The sequence below is a fragment of the bacterium genome, assembly GCA_035703895.1.
Lineage (GTDB): Bacteria > Sysuimicrobiota > Sysuimicrobiia > Sysuimicrobiales > Segetimicrobiaceae > Segetimicrobium.
Window position 1 is genome coordinate 1 of sequence record DASSXJ010000034.1, and the last position, 20,611, is coordinate 20,611.

Below are 20,611 nucleotides of genomic sequence, written 5' to 3' on the forward strand. Positions count from 1 at the left end.
CGGCGGTAGACCTGGACCCAACACATGTGTCAGCAGCGGCGCTCCCACCACAACTCCTGCAGCGACCGCGATAACAATGCCCAGGTAGCCGGACCCCACGGACCGCATGGTCCGCCATCCGGCGGCACGGTCCTTCTGCCACAGATCCGTCAGCACGGGCACGAAAGCAGTGGAAAACGTCCCCCCAATCATGGAGACGAGTACCATGGGGAGCGTCAGCGCGATGTAGAACGCGTCGGTGATGGGGCCGGCCCCAAAGACGAACGCGACGACTTGATCCCGAGCGAACCCCAGCAACTTAACGCCGGCGGTCAGCACGATGAGGAGAAATGAAGTCCTGACGAGGACTCGGCCGTTCACCTCATGGCCTCCGGTGCTCGGGCTCGACCCGGGGGGGAAGGGTCAGACTGTACCACGTGCCTCGTGTGTGCATTCGTGCCCCGGAATCCGTCTCCTGCCGCAAAGCGCGGCCGCGCGATGCGCACGGGCGCGTTCTATCATCGCGTTAAGGGGTTCGACAGTCTGCAGGAAACTCTGCGGGCTTCAAGAAGCATACGCTGAGCTTCGGTGAGCCTCTTCGAGGACCTCCCGGACGTGGAACTCACAGGCGAACCATCGATCCCTTTGCTCCATCAACCAGGATGCCGTCACTGCCACCCAACGCTGAGAGGACCACACCGGGAACGCTAACCATTTCCATCGATGTTGAGCAGACTTGGGGATACTGGCCGCCTCCCCGCAGGATCATCGAAGGTGTTCTTCACGAACCCGTCATCATCGATCGACTCCTTGACCTCTTTGCACGCTACGACATTCGAGCCACCTGGGCAATCGTGGGACATCTGCTGCTCGACGCCTGTGATCGGGACTGTGCCCGCATCCATCCACCGGTCGCGTTTCCCCCGGGGGGGATCGCGTCAACCGTGGACGGCAGCAACCCGCGTGAGTGGCGTGATGCGGCGATCTCGCGCAATATGGACATCATCGAGCGGCTCCGGTGCGCCGCCCCCCCCCAAGAAATCGCCAGCCACTCTTTCAGCCACATCCGCTATGATGAACAGCGCACCGATCCGGCAGCCGTCAAGGCCGACATCGAAAAAGCGAAGCGAGTGCACGAGTTGTTCAAACTTCCGTTTCAGTCGTTTGTCTTTCCGGACAATATCATCGGGTTTCGACCGCTTCTCGCAGAGGCCGGCATTCAGGCCTACCGCGGCCGTTCTCCCCGATGGTTTGATGGGCTGCCGGCCCCCATCCATGGACATCTCCACCTTCTCACCTACATGCTCGAGGTGACGCCTTCGCCGGTGACGGTGACGATCGATGAGGCGGGCCTGGTGAACATTCCCGATAGCATGCTCCTGATTGCCCGACATGGCATGCGCCGTATCGTTCCCTCCGCGAAATTGGTGCGCATGGGGATCCGGGGACTGAATCGCGCGGTCCAACGCGGGGGGGTCTTCCACCTCTGGTTCCACCCTTCGAATTTTCTTGTCAAGATGGAGGAACAGTTGTCCGTCCTCGATCAGATCTTGCACCACGCGCAATTTCTCAGGAAATCGGGGGCCCTTGAGGTCCTGACCGTGGCCGACATTTGGGGTAGAATGATCGAGGCCAAACACTCTTCGAGCGGGCCCACGACCTGTCCCCTCCCCGCCAAGATCTCGCGGCAGAGTGGGCACACGTGAACGGCAGCCGGGAGGAAAAAATCGTGAGTCGCGCAGACACGGCGCGCTTGCCGAACGATCCGGTCTCGTACCATGACAGGGCGGCCGGGCGCTTTGCCAGCGAGTATCACTTTCTCACCTCGGATTACTTCCACTCCGCGTTTACGTATGGTCGGAAAAAGCTGGACGTGATTCTCGACGATGTCCTTCGCCAGTTCCCCAGCGCCAGCAATCTCCTCGATATCGGGTGTGGGACCGGAGAGCAGCTGAGGAAATGCCGCGAAGCGGGCCTGCGCGTGACGGGTCTCGAGCCCGCCACCAATATGCGCACGATCGCCCAAGCGGGCAATCCGGGGGTGCCCATCCTGGAGGGCGTCGTCACCGACCTTCCATTTCCGGATCGGAGCTTTGATCTCGTGCTGACCATTGAGGTGCTCCGCTATCTGGGCCACGCCGACCTGCAGCGCGCTTATCGCGAGATGCTGCGTGTCCTTAAACCAGGCGGGATGGTGTTCTTCACGATCCCGAATCGTTATGCGCTCACCGGGTTCTATCTATACGATACGGGCCGGCGGTTTCTCGCCCGCCTCACCAGGCGTACGGAACCCGTGCACTGCGAATTTGTCACCCCAGGACAGGTGCGGCGCGATCTTCGCAGGCTCGGCGCTCGAAAGATCACGTTCCGGGGGAGCGTGGTCCTCCCGATCCGCCCGCTCTATCGCGTGAACAACATCTGGGGAGCGCGCACCGCTCGTTGGTTGGAACCACTGGACGATGCCCTCTCCAGTCAGGCGTGGACGACTCCCTTTGCCGCACGGTTGGTCGTGATGGCATCGGGTCCAGGACCGGACCAGCCTTGATGAGCACGACATCGACGCTCAAGGTTGATCAGATCCGAGGGGTGGGTCGCACTGCCGCTTAATGTTTCTCCGGTTTGGACCTACCTGGGAGCAGGGCTGATTGTGATCGGAGCCCTGGGCGGGGCATGCGTGGTCGTGGCTGCGGGGCCGCGATCTCTACGCGTTGCGGCTTTCGTCTCGCTCCTCTGCCACCTGGTACTCCTCGGCGTGATCGCGGTCGTGGGGTATGGGTTCTTCCATGTCGATGATCCCGCAAACTACGATCGCGTCGCTGTCTGGCTGGCCGGGCAGTGGCGGCAGGGCGTGGTCCCGGACCTCAGCAAGACGCAGTGGTTGATCTCGTCGTTCGGATACTATTATTGGATTGCTGCGCTCTACCAATTGTTTGGACACCATCCGTTGATCGTCCAGCTGGCCAACGTGATCTTCGCCCTGGCGGTAGGCACCCTGACCTTTCGAATTGCCAAGCGTCTCGCCGCCACCGACCACGTCGCTTGGCTGGCGGCCGTCGCGGCGCTCTTCTACCCGACGCTCGCCATCTGGTCGGTGATGATGCTCAAGGATATATTCGCAGGATTCCTTCTGCTGGCTTGCATTGAACTCACGTTCCTGGCGTGCGAGCGTCCGGCGTGGTGGCGCTGGTTCGCGCTGGCAGCGACCGGGTACGCGGTGTCGACGCTCCGTTTCTACTTCGGCATCCTGGAGCTCGGGATCGGGAGCATTGCACCGCTACTGCTGGGTGTCCGCCCAAAGCGCTCGGCATATGCCGGCGCGGCCCTCTTGGCGTTCACCCTCGCGGCCAGTTTCGGAGTGGGCGAAGGGTATTGGTACCTGCAGGCGCTGCGGACCAAGGGACGCGTTGCTCAAGTGACTGCCGGGCTCGCGCGGGGTGGATCCAGCGTCGAATTCGGCTGCGGAGGGGGACGTATTCCCTCGGGAACGACCAAAGACCTTCTGCCAGGGGTGGATCCGGCTTCTCCATGGGCGCATGGCGCTCCGCCGCTGGCTCTCCGGGAGAACCTGGCTGTGAAAATTGGGCGCTTTTTTGTTGTTCCGCTCCCTTGTCAGGGAGGATCTTTGCTCATCGAGATCGGCAAAGTGGACTGGCTGTTCTGGTGGCCGCTGCTCATCCTCGCGCTGTTCGGGATGAAGCGAGCGCTGACGTTTTCGTGGCAGCGGACGTTGATCGTCGTTCTTCCGATCGCTGCGCTCGTTGTCTTCTATGCGGACACCATTGGGAACGCCGGGACGCTGATTCGTTACCGAGGGGCCTTGTTCCCGTTGTTCGCCGTGTTGGGTGGCCTCGGCCTTGACGAACTGACCGCGGTGTTTCCCGCGCGGGTGCGCGCATTGTGGGAGCGCTTCGCATAGCGGGTATTCGTCTCAACGCCGATCGGTGCTCATCCACCGATCACGGGCCGGTGCTGCAATGACCCCCGAGGGCGGTGCGCGGGCACTTCACGCGCTATCCTTTGACATCGAGGAGTTCTTTCACAGCTCGAACCTGACCGGGGCCATTACGCCGCAGGACTGGCCAGATCTGCCTTCTCGTGTTGAACCACGCACGTATTGGCTGCTGGATCTGCTGGCAAGCACGAACCAGCATGCGACCTTCTTCGTGCTGGGGTGGGTGGCAGAACGACATCCGCAACTCATCAGCGCGATCGGTCGGGGGGGACATGAGATCGCGAGCCACGGGTACGGGCATCTTCCGGTGTATCGTCAGACCCCTGGCGAGTTCCGTGAGGATATCCGGAGGGCCAAACGCGTCTTGGAAGACCTTCATGCCACCAGTGTGGTCGGCTACCGGGCTCCTACCTACTCAATTGTGCGGGGTTCCCTGTGGGCACTCGACGTGCTGGTCGACGAGGGATATCGGTACGATTCCAGCATTTTCCCCGTGTATCACGATCGGTATGGGATCCCCGCGGCCCCGCGCCATCCGTTCCGGTTCCGAAACGGCCTCGTCGAATTTCCCCTGTCCACGTGGCAGGGCCCAGGCATTCGGCTTCCCATTGGGGGGGGCGGATATTTCCGCCTCTTTCCCTATGCGTTGATGAGAGGCGCATTTAGGGCCCTCGAGCGGGAGAACCTGCCGGGTATCTTCTACCTGCACCCCTGGGACTTGGACTCGGATCAGCCCCTGGCCGGCGTATCGCCGCTGCAGCGATGGCGTCAGACCGTGGGATCGGCGCGGGCGCCCCGCAAGCTCGAGCGCTTCCTACGAGAATTCCGGTTCGCCCCCGTCGGTACGGTCCTGGCCGGCCTTCCCCTGCGTGAGTGCGGCCTGTGCGAGTGACCGTGACGGGCGCGTCTGGGTTTGTCGGGAGTGCTGTCTGCCGGCACCTGCATGCGCTGGGGTGGAATGTTCGGGGTGTGGTGCGCCGCCCGTTGGAAAACGCCGGCTGGGACGTCCTGCGCGGCGATCTCCGGGACGATACGATCGTGAAGGAGGCTGTGCATGATACAGACCTCGTCGTGCATGCGGCCGGACTTGCACACATCCCCCTTCATCGACAGATCGCCCGGGACTTCTATGTGCAAAACGTCGAGTCCACGCTCCGGCTGGCGAACGCCGCGGCTGACCAGCACGTCCCTCTGATCTTCGTCAGCTCTTCCGCGGCGGAAACGGCCCACGGCCCGTACGGAGAGTCCAAGCGGATCGCGGAGGAGCGGTTGCGCGAACTCGGCACATCGCGTGAACTCCACTGGGCGGTCCTTCGGCCGGCGCTGCTCTTCGGCGAATGCGATCCGGGAAACTTTCTCCGCCTCATCCGGATCGCGGCCCAACGGAAGCTGGTCTATCTCGACGGTGGCCGGGCCCGGAAGAGCCTTACGTATGTGGGGAACGTTGGGCCGGCGATTGCGGCGCTCGTGGCCCAGCGGCTTCCCCAGGGCCGGTGCTATTCCCTTGCGGATCGGCGTCCATATACCGTGCGAGAAATTGTGGAGGAGATTTGCCGCCAACTTGGGGTCCCCGATCCCCGACTGTCCCTCCCGGCTCCGGTTGCCTGCGCTCTCGGCCGGATCGGCTCGGCTGCCGCGGCGGTCGGACTCCCCAGTCCTCTCCGCCTCGACGTTGTGGAGACCCTCATGCGCGATGCCGTTGTGGATACGACGGCGTTGGAGGAGGAGACGGGATTCCTCCCGCCCATCTCTTTTCCCGAAGGGGTGCGCCGCACGATTGTCTGGTGGAAAGAGCAACGCATCGTCTCCTGAAGCGGCCGTTACAGCAGCGTTCTTACGCGGGCATACCCGCTGTACTCAAGGACATCGCGGGCTCGAAGTTGCTCACCAGGAGGGAGATCGTCCACGTCGATATACCGGAATGCGGAGTGCTCCACGCTGAGGCGGATCGCGTCGCTCTGCAGCGCGCACCGAAAGACCAGCATGTGGCTATCCAGCTGCTTGATGTAGTAGATCCCAGAGAGAAACTCCACGGAGACCGCCACTCCCAGCTCCTCGCGGCATTCGCGCGCGACGGCTTCTTCGACCGACTCGCCGTGCTTCACGCCGCCGCCGGGGAATCCCCATGAGCCATCCGGGCGCGAGCGCAGCACGAGGACCTTCGTGCGCGTCGCATCCGGAATAATCGCGCTGGCCCCCAGGTTCCTGCCTGAGGCCCGGATCAGCAACTGCCTAAGACCGTATAGCGGTCCCCGGTATCGTTCGGCACCCATGGCCTGGGATCCACTCCCTCCGCGTCACCGTCAATCTCACTTTTCACGCGCCAGGGTTAGAGTTTCCGAAAGACGTGCTTCCATTTCCCAATGTCAAACAGATGGTACGCCACGGTCAGGAAGAGGCCGAATGCCGGCATCGGATCGTCGCGGGACAGGATGGCGAAGGCGCGCGAGTCGCCGCGCCGGGGGAAGTAGGGCGGATCGGCGTGCCAGCGGTGAGGGTTAAAGAGAAAGTGCAGAATATCGCCGGGCAGGAGCCACTGGCACGCCACCCCGTGTTGGTACTGGGTGACGGGACCGACCGGGCGGCCCATCGCGAGTTCGAACAGGAGATGCGGGAATTCCACGCCCGCGCTGATGGAGGACTGGAGGGTCCCCCAGAACCGGGGGTTGATCTCCATGAGCACGGCCTGCCCGGTGCGCGCATCGACCACAAACTCGCTCATGACCACCCCGGGCCCCCACCCCATCGCCTCCAACAGCCGGATCGTCTGCGCCTCCGAGTCCGGATGCGAGGTGCTTATCCAAAATGTCCCAACGCCGCCGCGGATCGGCCATTCGCGGATCACCTGGTGGGTGAACTGCGCCACGACCCGGGAGCCGGCGTCCATCAGGAGTTGCACATGGTACTTGCCTTCAGTGTAGGGAATGAACTCCTGAATCATCGGGTGCGGATACTTGACGTGGACCTGTCTGTATTTTGCTCCGAGCTCGGACGGACCGTCGACCCGCACGATCCCCCGCGATCCTGAAGACTCGCGGGGCTTGATCAGCACCGGGAAGGGAAGACTCCGGGCGAGCGCATCCGCCTCCGTGGGGGATGCGGGCATCCATGTCTCCGGCGCGCGCACACCTGCCCGACGAGCCCAGGAGATGGTCTGAGCCTTGTCGCGCGCTCGGCGCACGATATCCAGCGGTGGGACCGGGACGGCCGTGAGACGTGAGAGCTCATCGCGATGGGCGGCGGCGATGAGGACGGTTTCGTCATCCATCGGCATGAGGACATCGACGGCATGCTCCTCGAGGAAGCCGCGAAGGAATGCGTAGTAGTCGTCCGGCCGCGTCCTGGGGGAAGGATACCGCACGAACCGGCTGCAGTATTTGCTGAACCGGCCGATGGCGCTTGGGTCATCCGAGCCTCCGATCACCGTGACTCCGTGTTTGGCCAGATTGCGGGCGGCCGCGAGGGCCTTGCGGTGGTCGAAGTCTGTGATGAAGACCGAGGGCATGCGCCGCTACCCCCGCACCGGTGCGCTGCCCAAAATCCGATCGTAGATGCGCAGGTAATCCAACGCCGCCTGCCTCCACGTGAACCGTTGCCGGCACGCCGCCAGCCCGGCGGCCCCCATCCGTTCTCGCATCGACGCATCTGCGAGCAGGCGGTTGACCGCGGACGCAAGCAGGTCTGCTCTCGAAGCAGGAACCAGAAGTCCCTCCACGCCGTCGTGCAGTGCCTCTGGAATGCCGCCGACGCCCGAAGCGACCACGGGGATCCCCGTCGCCATCGCCTCCAACACAAGGAAGGGAAAGCTGTCCACGACGGATGGGACGACCGCGATATCCCATTCTCGCAAGATCTTTTCGAAGTCTGGCTGAAACGGGAGAAATTCAATCCGCCCCGCGTGTCCTCTCGCCTTCACCAGAGAGCGTAATGCAGCGCCCTCCGGGCCGTCTCCGTAGAGCCGAAACTCTGCCGGCGCGCCTTGATCGAGCAACAGACACGCGGCTTCGACGTAGAAGCGGAGCCCCTTGATCGGAATGAACCGGCCGGCCGCTCCCACTCGGAGCACCGGCGCGACCTGAGTCCGCCGGGGATAGAATCGGCTCGTGTCGATCCCCGCATAGACGACGTCGATCTTCTCTTTGGGAATGCCGAGCCTCACCACCGCCCCGCGAATGGCGTCCGCCGCAACGGTGATGCCATCGAGGGACGCGACCGCCGTTCGTTTCACCCAAGTTGCAAGGCGGGCCGCCGCCGGCCTCATCTGCGCGTGCGCCGAGTTAAACCCATGGGCGGAAGCGACGGCCGGCCTTCGCAACAGGCGTCGGGTGAGCGCGGCGTAGACCAGGCCCCGGGATGTGTGGCCGTGGATCACGTCGACACGGTGCCTCGAGAGCACTCGAGCGAGCGCGGCGACGGCCTGGATGTTTTGCAGGGGAGCCACCCCGGCGGCGAGCGCGGGGATAATCTCGACGCGCGCCGCGTCCCGGTACCGCTGGACAAACGGCCCACGGTCGGCCGTCAGGATGAACGGGGCGAGCCCGAGTTGGGCCTGCTCGGCCGCGAGAGAGGCGAGGTACTCTTGCGCCCCCCCCACCTTGCCATCCGGAATGATGTGCGCGATTCGGATGCGTTACGCCCCAGCGCGTTCCGCCTCGCGAATCTGGTCCACGACGTAGTCGACGTCGTCTTCCGTCATCAGGGTATGGAACGGTAGACTGACGATCGAGGCGTACGCCTGTTCCGCGTTGGGGAAGTCGCCCGGCCGATGCCCCATCGCGGCGCGGTAGAACGAGTGCATGTGGACGGGGATGAAGTGGACGCTGGTCGACACACCGCGCTCCTGCAGGGTCTCGATGAGCCGGTCCCGCCCGATCCGCGCGTTGGGCCGCAAGCGGATCGGGAAGAGATGCCAGGCATGCTCATCGCCGGACGGGGGCAGCGCGGGGAGTTGGACGAACGGCAGCCGTTCCAGGCGTTGCCGGTACGCCTCCGCCAACCAGGTCCGCGTGCGCTGGAGGTCCTCGGCTCGACGCAGTTGGTGCAGGCCGATCGCGGCCTGCAGGTCGGAGAGATTGTATTTGTAGCCCGGAGCGGTCACATCGTACCACCACGAGCCGGCGCCGGTGTATCGCTTCCACGCGTCCCGGCTCATGCCGTGAAGCGTGAGTGTTTCCACCGTGGCTGCCACGTTCGCATCGTTGGTGGTCAGCATTCCCCCCTCCCCCGTCGTGAGGTTCTTCGTGGCGTAGAAGCTGAACGCGGTGGCGTCTCCAATCGTCCCCACCGTACGACCGGCCGACCGCGCCCGAAACGCATGCGCGGCATCCTCGAGGATGCGCAGGTTGTGATCGCGGGCGACCTGCTCGAGCGCGGCCATGTCGCACGGCAGCCCGCCGAAGTGGACGGGGATGATGGCTTTGGTACGCGGTGTCACGGCATCAGCGACCCGTTGAGGATCCATATTCAGCGTGCGCTCGTCGACATCGACGAGCACCGGACGGGCACCGGCATGAAGGATCGTCGTGGCCGTCGACACGAACGTAAACGTGCTCGTAATTACCTCGGCGCCCGGGTCGACCCCCAACGCGAGCAACCCCAGGTGCAGGGCGGCTGTGCAGGAGCTCACCGGCAGCGCGTGCCGCGCCCCAATGAAGGCGCGAAACTCTTCGGCAAACCGAACGGTCTTGGAGCCGGTCGTCAGCCAGCCCGACCGGAGGGTATCGACGACCTCCTGAATCTCGGCTTCGGTGATGTTTGCCCTCGCAAACGGGATACGCCGTCGGACCTGCTTTTCCAAGCTCAGTACGCCCCTTTTCCCGTGACGAGCGCACGCACGCTCAGCGCGATGATCTTGAGATCCGACCACAAGGACAGGTGCTGGAGGTAATGGGTGTCGTATGCGACTTTTTCGCCGAGGGGGAGCTCCTCACGACCCATCACCTGCGCATATCCCGTGATGCCCGGTAGCATGGTGTCGACGCCCACCGCCCGGCGGGCATCGATCAGATCGTACTGATTGTAGAGGGCCGGTCGCGGCCCAATCAGGCTCATCTGCCCTTGGATCACGTTGAGGAGTTGAGGGAGCTCGTCGAGGCTCGTTCTCCGGAGAAATCCGCCCACCCGTGTGACGGCGGCCATGCCGCCGCTTCGCACGAGCACGTCTTTGGCGACCTCCGGGGTTCCCACCCGCATCGTGCGAAACTTATACATGCCGAAGAGATGGCTGTGCCGCCCGATCCGCTGCTGGCGGAAGATCGCCGACCCGGGGCTATCGAGCCTGATGGCCAGGGCGATCAGACCTATGACGGGAGAGAGCAGCACCAACGCTGAGGCGGCCACGAGGACGTCCAAGGCTCGCTTGGCCGCGAAGTACCTCGACGAGCGCGGCCCGGACGCGACACGCTGCGGAGATGACGCCCGTGATCCGACGCCGTTCAACGATTCTCCACTCTCCTTCCCGAAGGGAGATTGGCGGGGGAGAGTTGGTTTCCTGCTCAGGGGGAGGAAGGAGCCATGTCCGGTAGTCCGAACGTTATCCGACACATCACCCACGGGAGGCCCACAAGGTGATCTACGACGACATCGTTGCCATAGTCGGCAATACTCCTCACGTCAGAGTGCGTACCGAAGAATCCGGGCGCGCCCGCCTGCACGTCAAGCTGGAGGGCATGAACCCCACCGGCAGCATCAAAGACCGAGCCTGCGTGCACATGATCCGGAGCAAACTGAAAGACCGATCCCTGCGGCCCTCCATGATGCTGCTCGACGCTTCGAGCGGCAACATGGCGTGCGCGATCGCGTTCTACGGCAGGGTGATGGGATATCGCGCGACCGTCGCCGCCAACTCTAAGCTGACCGGAGAGAAACGCAAGTTTCTCCTCTATTGCGGCGCGACGTTGCACCAGGTGGGGAACTTTACGATCGAAGGTAACCGGTTCTGTCGGGAGCTCGCCGAGAAGGACACCTCGGGTCAGTACTGTTTTCTGGATCAACTGCACAATTGGGACAACCCGAGAGCCTACTACGAAACCTTGGGGCCGGAGATCCTCGCAGACTTTCCCAACGTCGCCATGGTGGTGGGCTCCCTCGGTTCAGGAGGCTCGCTCTTGGGGACGGGCCAGTTCTTGAAGGAACGGAGCGCGGGCGTCAAAATCGTCGCCGTGCAGGCGGCACCCGGAACCCGGATCCCCGGAACCGGCGCATTCGATGACGGGGATTACATCACGCCCTTTATCCGCAAGGGCATCGATGAAGGAGTCTTTGACCATATCGTGAAAATACGGGAGCAAGACGCCATTCGGAGATCTGCCGAGCTCAAGGATCAGGGGATTTTCTGCGGGCTGCAGACCGGCGGCGTGTTGCACGCGTCGCTCATCGCGATTCACGAGTTTGACATCTCAGGCGATGTCGTTTTCATCTCGGGGGACACTGGATGGAAGAACCTCGACAAGCTGCTCGACGTGGTGCCGAACGCATAGCGTCTCGAGGGCCTCGCGCAACGCCACCACGCGGCGGACTCAAGTATGTGCTGGTCATTCCAGATGGGGCAGCGGATACGTATCGCGAGCGCGGGCGGTCCCCCCTGGCGATCGCCCAGACCTCCACGATTGACCGTCTCGCTCGGGAAGGGGTTTCGGGACTCCTGCAGACCCTCTATGAAGAGCTGCCCAAAGAGAGCCTGGTCGCTCAACTCGGCATGCTCGGATGGGATCCCCGCATATTCTATCCGTGTGGACGCGCGTCGTGTGAGCTGCTGGCCTTGGAAGGGATCGAGCTGCGTGACGATGATTTGGCCTTCAGGGCAAATCTGGTCCAGATGGAAGGCCGGACACTCGTCAGTTACAACGCCAAGTACATCCACTCAGATCACGCGATCGCCTTGATCGATCAGCTGAACAGGGCGCTTCGGCAGGAGTTCCCGGATTTCGAACTCTATCACAACAGTGACTTCCGCAACACGCTCGTTGTGCGCGACGCGGGAATCGATCCACGACTGCTCCGTTGCCCCGAACCGCATGAAAACCAGGGTGTTGAGTTCGATATCGCGCGGTTGATCTCCGGGAGCGATCCGGCGAGCGCCCGCGTGGCCGCACGTGTGAATCGCTATCTCGAGCGAGTCGCGCACCTCCTCGCTCGCGAAACCGCGAACATGCTGTTTCCCTGGAGTGCCTCGAAGGCGTTCAAGGTCCCCAGCTTCAGCCAACACACGGGCTTCTCGGGATGCGTCGGTGTCGTCGGGTGCATGGACTTTCTCCAGGGGATCGCAAAGGCCGGCAAGATGGATTTCTTCAAGGTCGGCAACGGACGGCCGAACACGGACTATCCGGCGAAGGGCGACGCAGTGATCGACCTGCTTTCGGCAGGGTATGAGTTTGTCGTCTGTCATATCAACGCTCCGGACGAAGCCGCGCACATGCGGGACCTGCAGCTCAAGATTAGGTCCATTGAGCTGATCGACGAGCACGTCGTGCGGCCTGTCGTGCAATATTTTGAGCACAATCCGGGAGAGCTCGGGGGGGTCATGGTCGCGCCCGACCACTATACGAATTACTTCGGTGACCCATCCCCGTTGGAACGCCGGGACGTGCATTCGCTCCATCCGGTGCCCTTTGCGCTGTGGAACGGCCGGGACTGCGACGGCGTGCGTTCCTTTAGCGAAGACGACGCCGTGGAGGGGAAATACGGGAGGCAGATCCTCAATCACATGGAGCTCATGGCCGTGCTGGGGGTCCAGGCGCTCCCCGCCGGCATCGAGGCCCGTGCCGAGCAATTCGCTGCTGATGGATAGTGACGATGGGGACATCCAAACGCGCCCTCGATCTCGGAGCGCCGGGGGCGATCCATATGGAGGGATCGATCCACCGATGCGTACGACGACCGACGTCGTAGGCAAGGACCGCTTCGGCAACCAGCTGAGCCCAGGGCTTCCCTATGCCCGCGGAAGCATCATCAGTAACACGGAAGACGATCTGCGTAAGCTGCGGAAAGCCTGGCGGGTGGTCGAACAACGGATCAACACGGGGGGTGCGGACTCGGTCTTTAACTTCTCCGGCCTCGAACGCTACCTTCCGATGACCGCCGAAGATCTGGCGGTCGCGGACGACGAACTGGCGCCCGCGCTCTACTTGGACCGGTTTCGGACCGCTGCGCTCGGGCATCTGGGCGGCTCGCTCCACCTCCACGACGCGGCCCTCTTCAACCGCCTGACTGCGGCTACCGTTGCCACCCACCTGACGCTCGTCAAGCCGGGAGACGTTGTGGTGGGTGTCGCCCCCACCTATAGTCATCCAACGGTCGCGCGGGCGGCACGCCTCAATGGGGCACGCTTTGTGGATGCCCGCGGCGCCGAAGCCTTTGCCGAGGTCCTGGAGCGCGAGGCAGAGGTGGCCCTCGTCGTGCTCACGCGGCTTGCGGCTACGTACGATCTGCTGCCGCTCGGCGAGATCAGGACCGTCGTCCGGCTCGCCCACGAGAAGGGGGCGCTGGTGTATGCGGACGACGCCGGCGGCGCGCGTGTCGGTCCGGCAATCTTCGACCAACCCCGCATGCTGGAGCTCGGGGTAGACGTGGGGGCAACGGGACTCGACAAGTATGGGACGATTGGACCGAGGCTCGGCCTGCTCGCGGGCGAGAAAGCGCTCGTGGCCCGCATTTATGCCCGTGCTGTCGAGCTGGGGCTCGAAGCCCGGCCGATGCTCTACCCCTCGGTGGTGCGGTCGCTCGAGCAGTACACGCCCGATCGCGTCCGCGCGCTCGTGACCTCGACCAAAGAAGTCGCCGAAGCCCTCCGCCGCGTCGTCGGCGAGCGCCTCCACGAGACTCCGGTCACCGCGCAGATCCGTGCGGAGGACGCGCTGGAGATCGCGATGGAGCGGGGAGGCCTCGCGCATCCCCCCATCGTTCCGATTGAGGCAACCGCAGCGCTCGCGATGCTGCTGCTGCAAGACCATGGGATGCTGACCGTACATTTTGCCGGTCTCCCTCCCGGGAACTCCAGCCTGCTCATCAAGTTCATCCCTCCCGAGACGTTGGCCCGGTTCGGCGGCCCCGACGCATTTGCCGGCGCCGTGAACACGTCATTGACGAAGCTGGGGACGCTCCTGCACAGCTCCGACAATATCCGTAGGCTGTTGTTCTGAAAGGCGCCGTGCCGGCAGAGACCGGCGGGCGCGCTCCGGCAGCGGGCGTGCGGGGAGACGCTGTGAAACGGCCGGAGGCGGACCAGGCGATCGGTGGGATCACCCTGTTCCGGCTACGGCTTCCCCTGGCGAGACCCTACCATCTTGCCTTTGGTGACCTCACCGCCTTCGAAACGGTGCTGATTCATGTGCGGACGGCCGATCAGGATGAGGGCTGGGGCGAGACGACCCCACTTCCTGGCTACTCCCATGAGGACAGCGAGAGCGTCTGGCGCCTGGTCGTGGACTGGAGCCGCGCCCTTCGGGGCCGGTCGGTGGCTGAGGCGCTGGCATTCCTTGACGACCGCTCGCTGCACGCCCCCTTCGCCTGCGCCGCTATCGCAACCGCGCTCGAGAGCTTGGCCCGGACCACGGTCTCCGGCAGGAGTGCCTCCCGCCATGAGGGATCGGGTGGCCCGATGGTGGGACATCCGGACGCAGGGGCGCGCCTTCCGCTGATCGGCACCGTCGGTTCCGTCGTCCCGGCTGAGGTGGCCGCGGAGGTACCGCGCCTGCTGGACGCCGGCCATACGAGCCTGAAGCTGAAGGTCGGGACCGATGTGGCTCTCGATCTCGCCAATGTGCGGGCCGCCCAGGAGGCCTTGGGAAACGGGGGCAGTTTGCGGATCGATGCCAATCAGGGATACTCGCTCGAGGAAACCCAGGAGTTCCTGGATCACTTGGATCCGGCGGGGGTCGAGCTCTTTGAACAACCGTTTCCTGCCAACCGGTGGGATTGGATGGAGGCATTGGGGGGAGACGTGCCCGTGCCGCTCATGCTAGATGAATCGATCGCGGGCGAGGACGACCTGAGCCGCGCCAGAGATCTCCCCGGGGTTCGCTATGTGAAGTTCAAGCTGATGAAGGCGGGGAGCAGGACTCGGCTCCTGAGGTTGATGGATAGAGCCAGCGCACTGGGGCTTGGCGTGGTGGTCGGCAACGGCGTCGCCGGCGAGATCGGCTGCCTCCACGAGGCGTGGGCGGTGATGGGGCGGTTGGACCTGCCGGGCGAGATGAATGGGTTCCGGAAGCCGATCGCCTCGCTGCTCGCAGAGCCACTGCAGGTCGTCCGTGGCGAGTTGGTCGTGCCGCCCATCTCAGGGATCACCGTCGTCCGCGAGCGGCTCGACGGCTGTTGCGTTGGATTCGCGTCGGTGTAAATCGGTCCCCCACGGAGCGGTGGTGACAAAAGCGTTCATGATGGCAACCCAACTCGTTCCGCCGCGGCAAGCATCAGACGCACCGTCTCGAAATCGTCGGGGCTGACGCGGCCTGCGGGGATACGCCGCCCGGCCACCCGCTCCAGCTCGTGCAAGACCTCGACCAATGCGAACGAGTCCAGCACACCGGTGGAGAGCAGCGGCGTGTCGGGGTCGATGTGCAGCGCGGGACTGCGTAGCACATGCCGCACGATGAAATCGATCAACGCCAGGGCGCGGGGATCAGGTTCCATACCTCATTGCGCCCCCTTGCTCAGCGGGAGGTCGGGGTGTAGCTCAAGCAACTTCCTCCGGGTCGTCGATCGCGCGGGTTTTCCGGCTGTGCTCTTGACGATCCACTTCGGAGGGACGAGATACACCAGGCGGGCAGGCACGCCTACCTCGTCGAGCACCCGCCTGCGGATATCGGCCTGAATCTCCGCCTGGCGGGATACACCAATGTCCGAGTCGACCTCGGCCACGATCACCACGTCTTGGGTCCCTTGCTCTCTGTTGAACAATCCAAAGGCAACCACGCGACCGTCGTGGACGTCTGGATTCTCCGCAACGGCGCTTTCGAGATCCTGCGGGTGGAGGTTCCTACCCCCAACGATGATCACATCATCCTTCCGGCCCAAGACGTAGACTTCGTGCTCCCATCGCACTCCCACGTCACCGGTCCAGTACCATCCATCGCGCAGCACCTTCGCCGTCAGATCAGGGCGCCGATAGTATTCGCCGAAGAGCGAGTTGCTGCGGATCACGACCTCTCCGACCATCCCGTCCGGGACGTCGTTGCCGAGTTCGTCGAGCACGCGCAGGTGATTCTCGGGCAGGGGCCTTCCGGAAGAGGTCAGCCGCCGCGCCGAGGGGTGATCAGCGGTTACCGGGAAGATGCGCCCATGGTCGATCAACGCCTTCCCGTTTACGGTGATCGTCGTCAGGAGGGTCCGCGATTGGGTCACCGCAAACGTATTCTCGGCCATGGCGTAGGAGCTCCGCAATGTATCCCGGTCCAACCCGCACAGCGCATAGACGCGGGCGAATTCTTCGATGCTCTCGGTCCGGATCGGCTCGGAGCAGTTGACAACTGCGCGCATCGTGGACAAATCGAACCCGCGGCGCTCTTCTGCAGGGACGCGGCGGGCAAGAAACTGGAAGGCGAAGTTGGGCAGCCAGCACAAGGTGCAGCGGAGTTCAGTGGCCAGTCGCCACAATGATCCCGGCCACATCACCCAATCGGTCGGCGACTCCATCACGACGTGCAGATGTGCGACAAGGGGCAGGATAAGGCACGCGATCAGCCCCATGTCATGATAGAGCGGCAGCCAGCTGACGATCCGGTCCGTCTCGACAATATCCAGCACCTCGCAGAGTCCGACCAGTTGGTTCAGTACCGATCGGTGCGAAAGGGCGACCCCTTTTTGGAGGCCGGTGGTTCCCGCGGAGTGCTGAATGAACGCCACGTCGTCCGGGCGGGGGGCCGCCCACACGGTGTCGCTGCTCTCGGGAGGCTGCGTCGCCCCCAGCCGGACCGTCTCCACACCGGCGATCTCCGCCTCGAGTTCACGAGGAAACGTCTCGCCGAGGACAATGAAGCGAGCCTTAAGATTTCGTGTGACGCCCGACAACCCGTGCCGATACTTCTCCGGATCGGTCTTGAACGTCGGGTAGGCGAGGATCGTGGGAATCCCGCCCACGACCAGGGCACCGACAAATGCCGCGAGCAGAGTGAGACTCTGCGGCACGATCAGCACGATGGTGTCGCCTGGTCGAAGGCCACGCGCGCGGTACCGACCCGCATACGCGGCCGCCAGATCGTGAAACTCCCCAAAACTCACCGTGACGTGCTGGGGGTCGCCCCGCGGATCCCATATCGTGGCAAATGGCTTCGTGGGCGGCGCAGCCGCCAGTGCGTCCAGCAAGGTGCCGTAGGATCTCAATGTGGTCGAGATCGTCACGATGACTTACCGCAGACCAATCGACGCACCGCTCCTCCCGAGCGTCGCGGTGGCCTGCCGACGCGGCCCGTCCGCCGGCGCCGTGGCGACGAACGGAGAAAGATGATCGGATCTCAACAGCCGCATCATGAGTGTGCGCGCACCAACATAGGCGAAATATCCTCCGCCGGTCAACAGCACCACGACGTAGAAGCTGGACGGCAGAGTGAGGCGAAAGTAATTGGCAGGCGAGATGACGGCGCGAAGCATCGCGGCGGCCTCGCGCAGGCCACCGGCGTGGAACAGAATCCACCCCAACGACACGAGCGCAAACGTCGCCGCCCACGAGATCGCGGCCGTCAAAGCCCGCATCACCGGGGACTGCCAACCGGCTCCGGTCGGAATTCGCGCCCGTTGGATACACCGATGCGCGACCAGGAGGCAGCCCTGGTACACTCCCCAGGCGAGGAATGTCCACGCCGGACCATGCCAGAGGCCAAAGACTGCCATGGAGATGATCAAGGCGATGTTCCGCCACCAGAATGCTCGGCGCACCGCGGCCAGCGGGAAGAACAGATAGTCGCGAATCCAGGACGACAGGGACATGTGCCAGCGCGTCCAGAACTCCGTCGGCGTCCGGGAGAGATACGGATCGTGGAAATTTTCGCGCAGGCGAATGCCGAAGAGCCGGGCAGAGCCGATGACGATGTGGGAGTACCCCGCGAAATCAAAAAAAATCTGGAAGCCAAATCCAACCGCGAGAGCCCAGACATCGATCCCAGTCCAGGCCCGCGCTGAGTAGCTGAACCCGGCGCCTCTCCCCGCGATGGCCGCCAATTCCGTCCCCAACGCGCCCGCCAGCACCGCCTTCATGAAGAGACCATACAGCAACCGCGGCGCCCCGACAGCGACGTCGTCGAACGCCGGAGCAGGGAATCGCCGGAACTGCGACACCATCTCGGCGCACCGGCAGATCGGGCCCGAAAGGATCGTCGGCCAGAAGGCCATGTACAGGAGAAACTCGATCAACGATGGCTCCGGGTCCGCGGCCTCGCGGTAGACGTCGAGCAAGTAGCTCATGCCCTGGAACGTATAAAATGAAAGGCCGATCGGCACCACCAGGTTCTGCAGTGGGGCATTGGCAATGCCCGCGGTGCCGAGCAGCCGGCCGGAGTATTTGAAGGCGCCCAGTACCAGGAGATTGGCCGCAAGACCAGCGCACAAGAGATCAGTGCGCGGAGAGCGGCGGAGCCACCGGCCCCACGCGTAATTGACCAGCGAAGAGCCTACGAGTAGGAACAGGAATGACCGGTCCCACATGCTGTAGAATGCGTAACTGGCTCCGAGCAGGGCAACCTGCCGGGCGATCGGTGAACGAAGTGCAATACTGAGAAACCAGACCGGCCCCACGAAAAGAAAATAGGATGCGCTCTGAAAGCTCATCCAGTATGCCCCGTAATCAGTCTGCGCGCGTTGCCGCGCCGGCTGTGTAGTTTGCCGCCGTACCGACGGCGCCCTCTATCTTGGAGGCCGAAGTCAACCGAACCCGGAAGGATTGCGCCAGCGCAATGCGCAATGTCTCCCGATGGAGTTTAATAATGGTATACTTTTTCGTGGATGGGGGTCGAAACGACGGCGCGTGCGCAAGACCCGGAGACCCGATCGTGAAGGATCTCATCCTCGACATGTGCATCGGCGTCGCGTGGGCGCTCCTCGTGATGGCGATCGTGCTCATTTCCGTGGGCCACACCACTCGTTTCATCTATGCGGCCTTTTGAACGACCCTCTCGAGACCGCGCACGTCTCCTGAGGCCTTGGATCGTCTGCCTGCTGTGTCTCGTGTGCATCGATTTCGCGCTCCGCGTATACGTCAGTCACCGCTTCCCCTCCTGGTCGCAGAGACTGCCGCCGGAGCGCATGCAGTGGGACGCGCTCGCGGCTGAGGAGGCGCTTTCACGACTCGCCGGCTATCCCGGGCGGAAGATTCTGTTTCTCGGCGATTCCGTCATGGTCGGGGAAGACCTCCCTTTCCCTGAAACGGTGCCCGGCCAGTTAGAGACGAAGCTTCGGGCCCAGTTCACGGACGAGTCCTTCACCGTCTCCGATCTCGCCATGGCCGCAAGCAGACTCGGGGACACCTATGCCATGCTCGTGAAGGCCTCGGCGACGCATCCGGACATCGTCGTCGTGGAAATCAACTATCAGATGTTTTCCCGGGCCCAGGCCGATGAACAGCCATTTCGATATCCGTATTTGCGGACTGCGGTGGACCGGACCTCTACCTACCAACAGATGGCCGCCCGATTGAAGTTGCCTCTGTCCGATTCGAGAGGGGATGCCCTCATCCACTTCACGCAGGAGATATGGGCCTTGTACCGGTTCCGTGAGCTGGTGGACGGACTGATCTTTCAGGGCACTCCCCTCGATCGCCTTCACGGCGCGCGGCCGAGCCCCATCGCTGCTACCAGGGAGCCGCAACCTGGTCAAGCCCGCCAACTTCTACCATGGCACCTTCGACACGTCGATGTGCAACAGACGGTTGGGGCCGCCTATGACAATGATCCGCTAGACTCGTTTCCGAACCCCGCCCTGTTCTTCGCGCGAGAGCTGGTGCGTTTTCTCAACGCCCACGAGATCAGGGCCCTGGTGTTCCTCACACCGCTCAACCATGTCATGCTCCGACAGTACATCGACACTGCAGCGTTTGATGTCAACGTCCGGCGGATTGACGCCCTCTTCTCGGGTCAGGGCTTCATCTACCGCAATTATCAGGACCTCCTTTCGGGTGACCTTTTCACAGACGATGATCACCTCACCTCAGCCGGCAGCGCCCGCCTCGCGGAAGTTCTGTTCCGCGATGTCGAGGAGTACTTTGAATCGGTGCTCGGCAAAGAGGAGCACTCACCATGAATCCAGAAGGGATCGCGCACACAGGCTCGAGTTCCTCAGCCCCGCGGCGCGTGAATCTGCGCCCACGCCCGCTCAATCGAGGGATCGCGCAGGCGCGAGAACGCCAGCCTCTGTCTCAGCCTCCAGACGCCCCCGGCTGAGACGCGGATCATCCCTGCAGGAACCACCTTCAGCAGCACGGGGAGGCCTTTTGCCAGCGCAGGAGGCAGCGCAGTCGCGATCTCACCGATCGATCGAGCAGGATCTAGGCTGACGAGCGAGGCGAGTGCCAGCTTGGTCCGGCACGAACGAAGCACCTCGTCCGCACCGTAGGTGACCCGCTCCTGATCGGTCATCCCGGAGAAGAGCCGCTCGAACATCTCAAGCGTATGCCGCTTCAGGGTCCACTGGATCGCCATGGCGGTATTGCTGTCGTCCCGGATTTCCACGACGACAAGCGGCGCGTCGAGGTGG

The 20,611-nt window shown here is 63.5% G+C and carries 20 protein-coding genes; 10 read left to right on the forward strand and 10 right to left on the reverse strand.

What is annotated here, in order from left to right; all coding sequences use genetic code 11:
- Window positions 1-360, reverse strand: a 360-nt coding sequence (locus VFP86_02585) for a lipid II flippase MurJ (protein ID HET8998513.1), incomplete at its 3' end; no start/stop codon positions are given.
- 473 nt (window positions 361-833) lie between these two features.
- Between VFP86_02585 and VFP86_02590 the strand changes: the two genes are divergently transcribed.
- The 5 genes from VFP86_02590 (at window position 834) to VFP86_02610 (ending at window position 5,743) form a co-directional block, all read left to right on the forward strand.
- Window positions 834-1,685, forward strand: a complete 852-nt coding sequence (locus VFP86_02590; protein HET8998514.1) for a hypothetical protein — start codon at window positions 834-836, stop codon at window positions 1,683-1,685.
- A 23-nt stretch (window positions 1,686-1,708) separates the two neighbouring features.
- Window positions 1,709-2,524 carry a class I SAM-dependent methyltransferase gene (locus tag VFP86_02595; protein ID HET8998515.1) on the forward strand — a complete coding sequence of 272 codons (816 nt, stop codon included), beginning with the start codon at window positions 1,709-1,711 and terminating at the stop codon, window positions 2,522-2,524.
- A gap of 102 nt (window positions 2,525-2,626) precedes the next feature.
- The gene (locus VFP86_02600; GenBank protein ID HET8998516.1) at window positions 2,627-3,895 is read left to right on the forward strand and encodes a hypothetical protein; all 1,269 of its coding nucleotides are present in this window, start codon (window positions 2,627-2,629) and stop codon (window positions 3,893-3,895) included.
- A 58-nt stretch (window positions 3,896-3,953) separates the two neighbouring features.
- Window positions 3,954-4,823, forward strand: a complete 870-nt coding sequence (locus VFP86_02605) for an XrtA system polysaccharide deacetylase (GenBank protein ID HET8998517.1) — start codon at window positions 3,954-3,956, stop codon at window positions 4,821-4,823.
- Window positions 4,814-5,743: an NAD-dependent epimerase/dehydratase family protein gene (locus VFP86_02610; GenBank protein ID HET8998518.1), complete on the forward strand. Its 930-nt coding sequence runs from the start codon at window positions 4,814-4,816 to the stop codon at window positions 5,741-5,743. The genes VFP86_02605 and VFP86_02610 overlap by 10 nt, the downstream gene beginning before the upstream one ends.
- An 8-nt stretch (window positions 5,744-5,751) precedes the next feature.
- Here the strand turns inward: VFP86_02610 and VFP86_02615 are convergent, their stop codons facing one another.
- From VFP86_02615 to VFP86_02635, 5 genes are read right to left on the reverse strand one after another with little or no spacing between them, the layout of a single operon-like run.
- On the reverse strand, window positions 5,752-6,204 hold the full coding sequence (locus VFP86_02615; protein HET8998519.1) for an NUDIX domain-containing protein: 453 nt from the start codon (window positions 6,202-6,204) through the stop codon (window positions 5,752-5,754).
- Window positions 6,205-6,260: 56 nt separating this feature from the next.
- Window positions 6,261-7,436 (reverse strand): ATP-grasp domain-containing protein, encoded by a 1,176-nt coding sequence (locus VFP86_02620; GenBank protein ID HET8998520.1) that lies wholly within the window; start codon window positions 7,434-7,436, stop codon window positions 6,261-6,263.
- A 6-nt stretch (window positions 7,437-7,442) separates the two neighbouring features.
- Window positions 7,443-8,525: a glycosyltransferase family 4 protein gene (locus tag VFP86_02625; protein HET8998521.1), complete on the reverse strand. Its 1,083-nt coding sequence runs from the start codon at window positions 8,523-8,525 to the stop codon at window positions 7,443-7,445.
- Window positions 8,526-8,561: 36 nt separating this feature from the next.
- Window positions 8,562-9,728, reverse strand: coding sequence for a DegT/DnrJ/EryC1/StrS family aminotransferase (locus VFP86_02630; GenBank protein HET8998522.1), 1,167 nt, complete (start codon window positions 9,726-9,728; stop codon window positions 8,562-8,564).
- Window positions 9,729-9,730: 2 nt separating this feature from the next.
- The gene (locus VFP86_02635; protein ID HET8998523.1) at window positions 9,731-10,282 is read right to left on the reverse strand and encodes a sugar transferase; all 552 of its coding nucleotides are present in this window, start codon (window positions 10,280-10,282) and stop codon (window positions 9,731-9,733) included.
- Between the two features lie 215 nt (window positions 10,283-10,497).
- Between VFP86_02635 and VFP86_02640 the strand changes: the two genes are divergently transcribed.
- The 4 genes from VFP86_02640 (at window position 10,498) to VFP86_02655 (ending at window position 15,269) form a co-directional block, all read left to right on the forward strand.
- Window positions 10,498-11,409 (forward strand): pyridoxal-phosphate dependent enzyme, encoded by a 912-nt coding sequence (locus VFP86_02640; protein ID HET8998524.1) that lies wholly within the window; start codon window positions 10,498-10,500, stop codon window positions 11,407-11,409.
- A 47-nt stretch (window positions 11,410-11,456) separates the two neighbouring features.
- A complete protein-coding gene (locus VFP86_02645) occupies window positions 11,457-12,719 on the forward strand; it encodes a hypothetical protein (GenBank protein HET8998525.1) in 1,263 nt (420 codons plus the stop codon).
- 76 nt (window positions 12,720-12,795) lie between these two features.
- Entirely contained in the window at window positions 12,796-14,070 is a 1,275-nt protein-coding gene (locus tag VFP86_02650; GenBank protein HET8998526.1) for a hypothetical protein, read from the forward strand.
- Between the two features lie 62 nt (window positions 14,071-14,132).
- Window positions 14,133-15,269, forward strand: a complete 1,137-nt coding sequence (locus VFP86_02655) for an enolase C-terminal domain-like protein (GenBank protein ID HET8998527.1) — start codon at window positions 14,133-14,135, stop codon at window positions 15,267-15,269.
- 35 nt (window positions 15,270-15,304) lie between these two features.
- Here VFP86_02655 and VFP86_02660 read toward each other — a convergent pair whose 3' ends face one another.
- From VFP86_02660 to VFP86_02670, 3 genes are read right to left on the reverse strand one after another with little or no spacing between them, the layout of a single operon-like run.
- The gene (locus VFP86_02660; protein ID HET8998528.1) at window positions 15,305-15,562 is read right to left on the reverse strand and encodes an acyl carrier protein; all 258 of its coding nucleotides are present in this window, start codon (window positions 15,560-15,562) and stop codon (window positions 15,305-15,307) included.
- Between the two features lie 3 nt (window positions 15,563-15,565).
- Entirely contained in the window at window positions 15,566-17,269 is a 1,704-nt protein-coding gene (locus VFP86_02665) for an AMP-binding protein (GenBank protein ID HET8998529.1), read from the reverse strand.
- Between the two features lie 6 nt (window positions 17,270-17,275).
- On the reverse strand, window positions 17,276-18,691 hold the full coding sequence (locus VFP86_02670) for an MBOAT family O-acyltransferase (protein HET8998530.1): 1,416 nt from the start codon (window positions 18,689-18,691) through the stop codon (window positions 17,276-17,278).
- A gap of 474 nt (window positions 18,692-19,165) precedes the next feature.
- On the opposite strand from VFP86_02670, the gene VFP86_02675 reads away from it, so the two are divergent.
- Window positions 19,166-20,158 carry a hypothetical protein gene (locus VFP86_02675; GenBank protein HET8998531.1) on the forward strand — a complete coding sequence of 331 codons (993 nt, stop codon included), beginning with the start codon at window positions 19,166-19,168 and terminating at the stop codon, window positions 20,156-20,158.
- A gap of 35 nt (window positions 20,159-20,193) precedes the next feature.
- Here VFP86_02675 and VFP86_02680 read toward each other — a convergent pair.
- The coding region (locus VFP86_02680) for a hypothetical protein (protein HET8998532.1) at window positions 20,194-20,611 on the reverse strand (418 nt) is incomplete at its 5' end.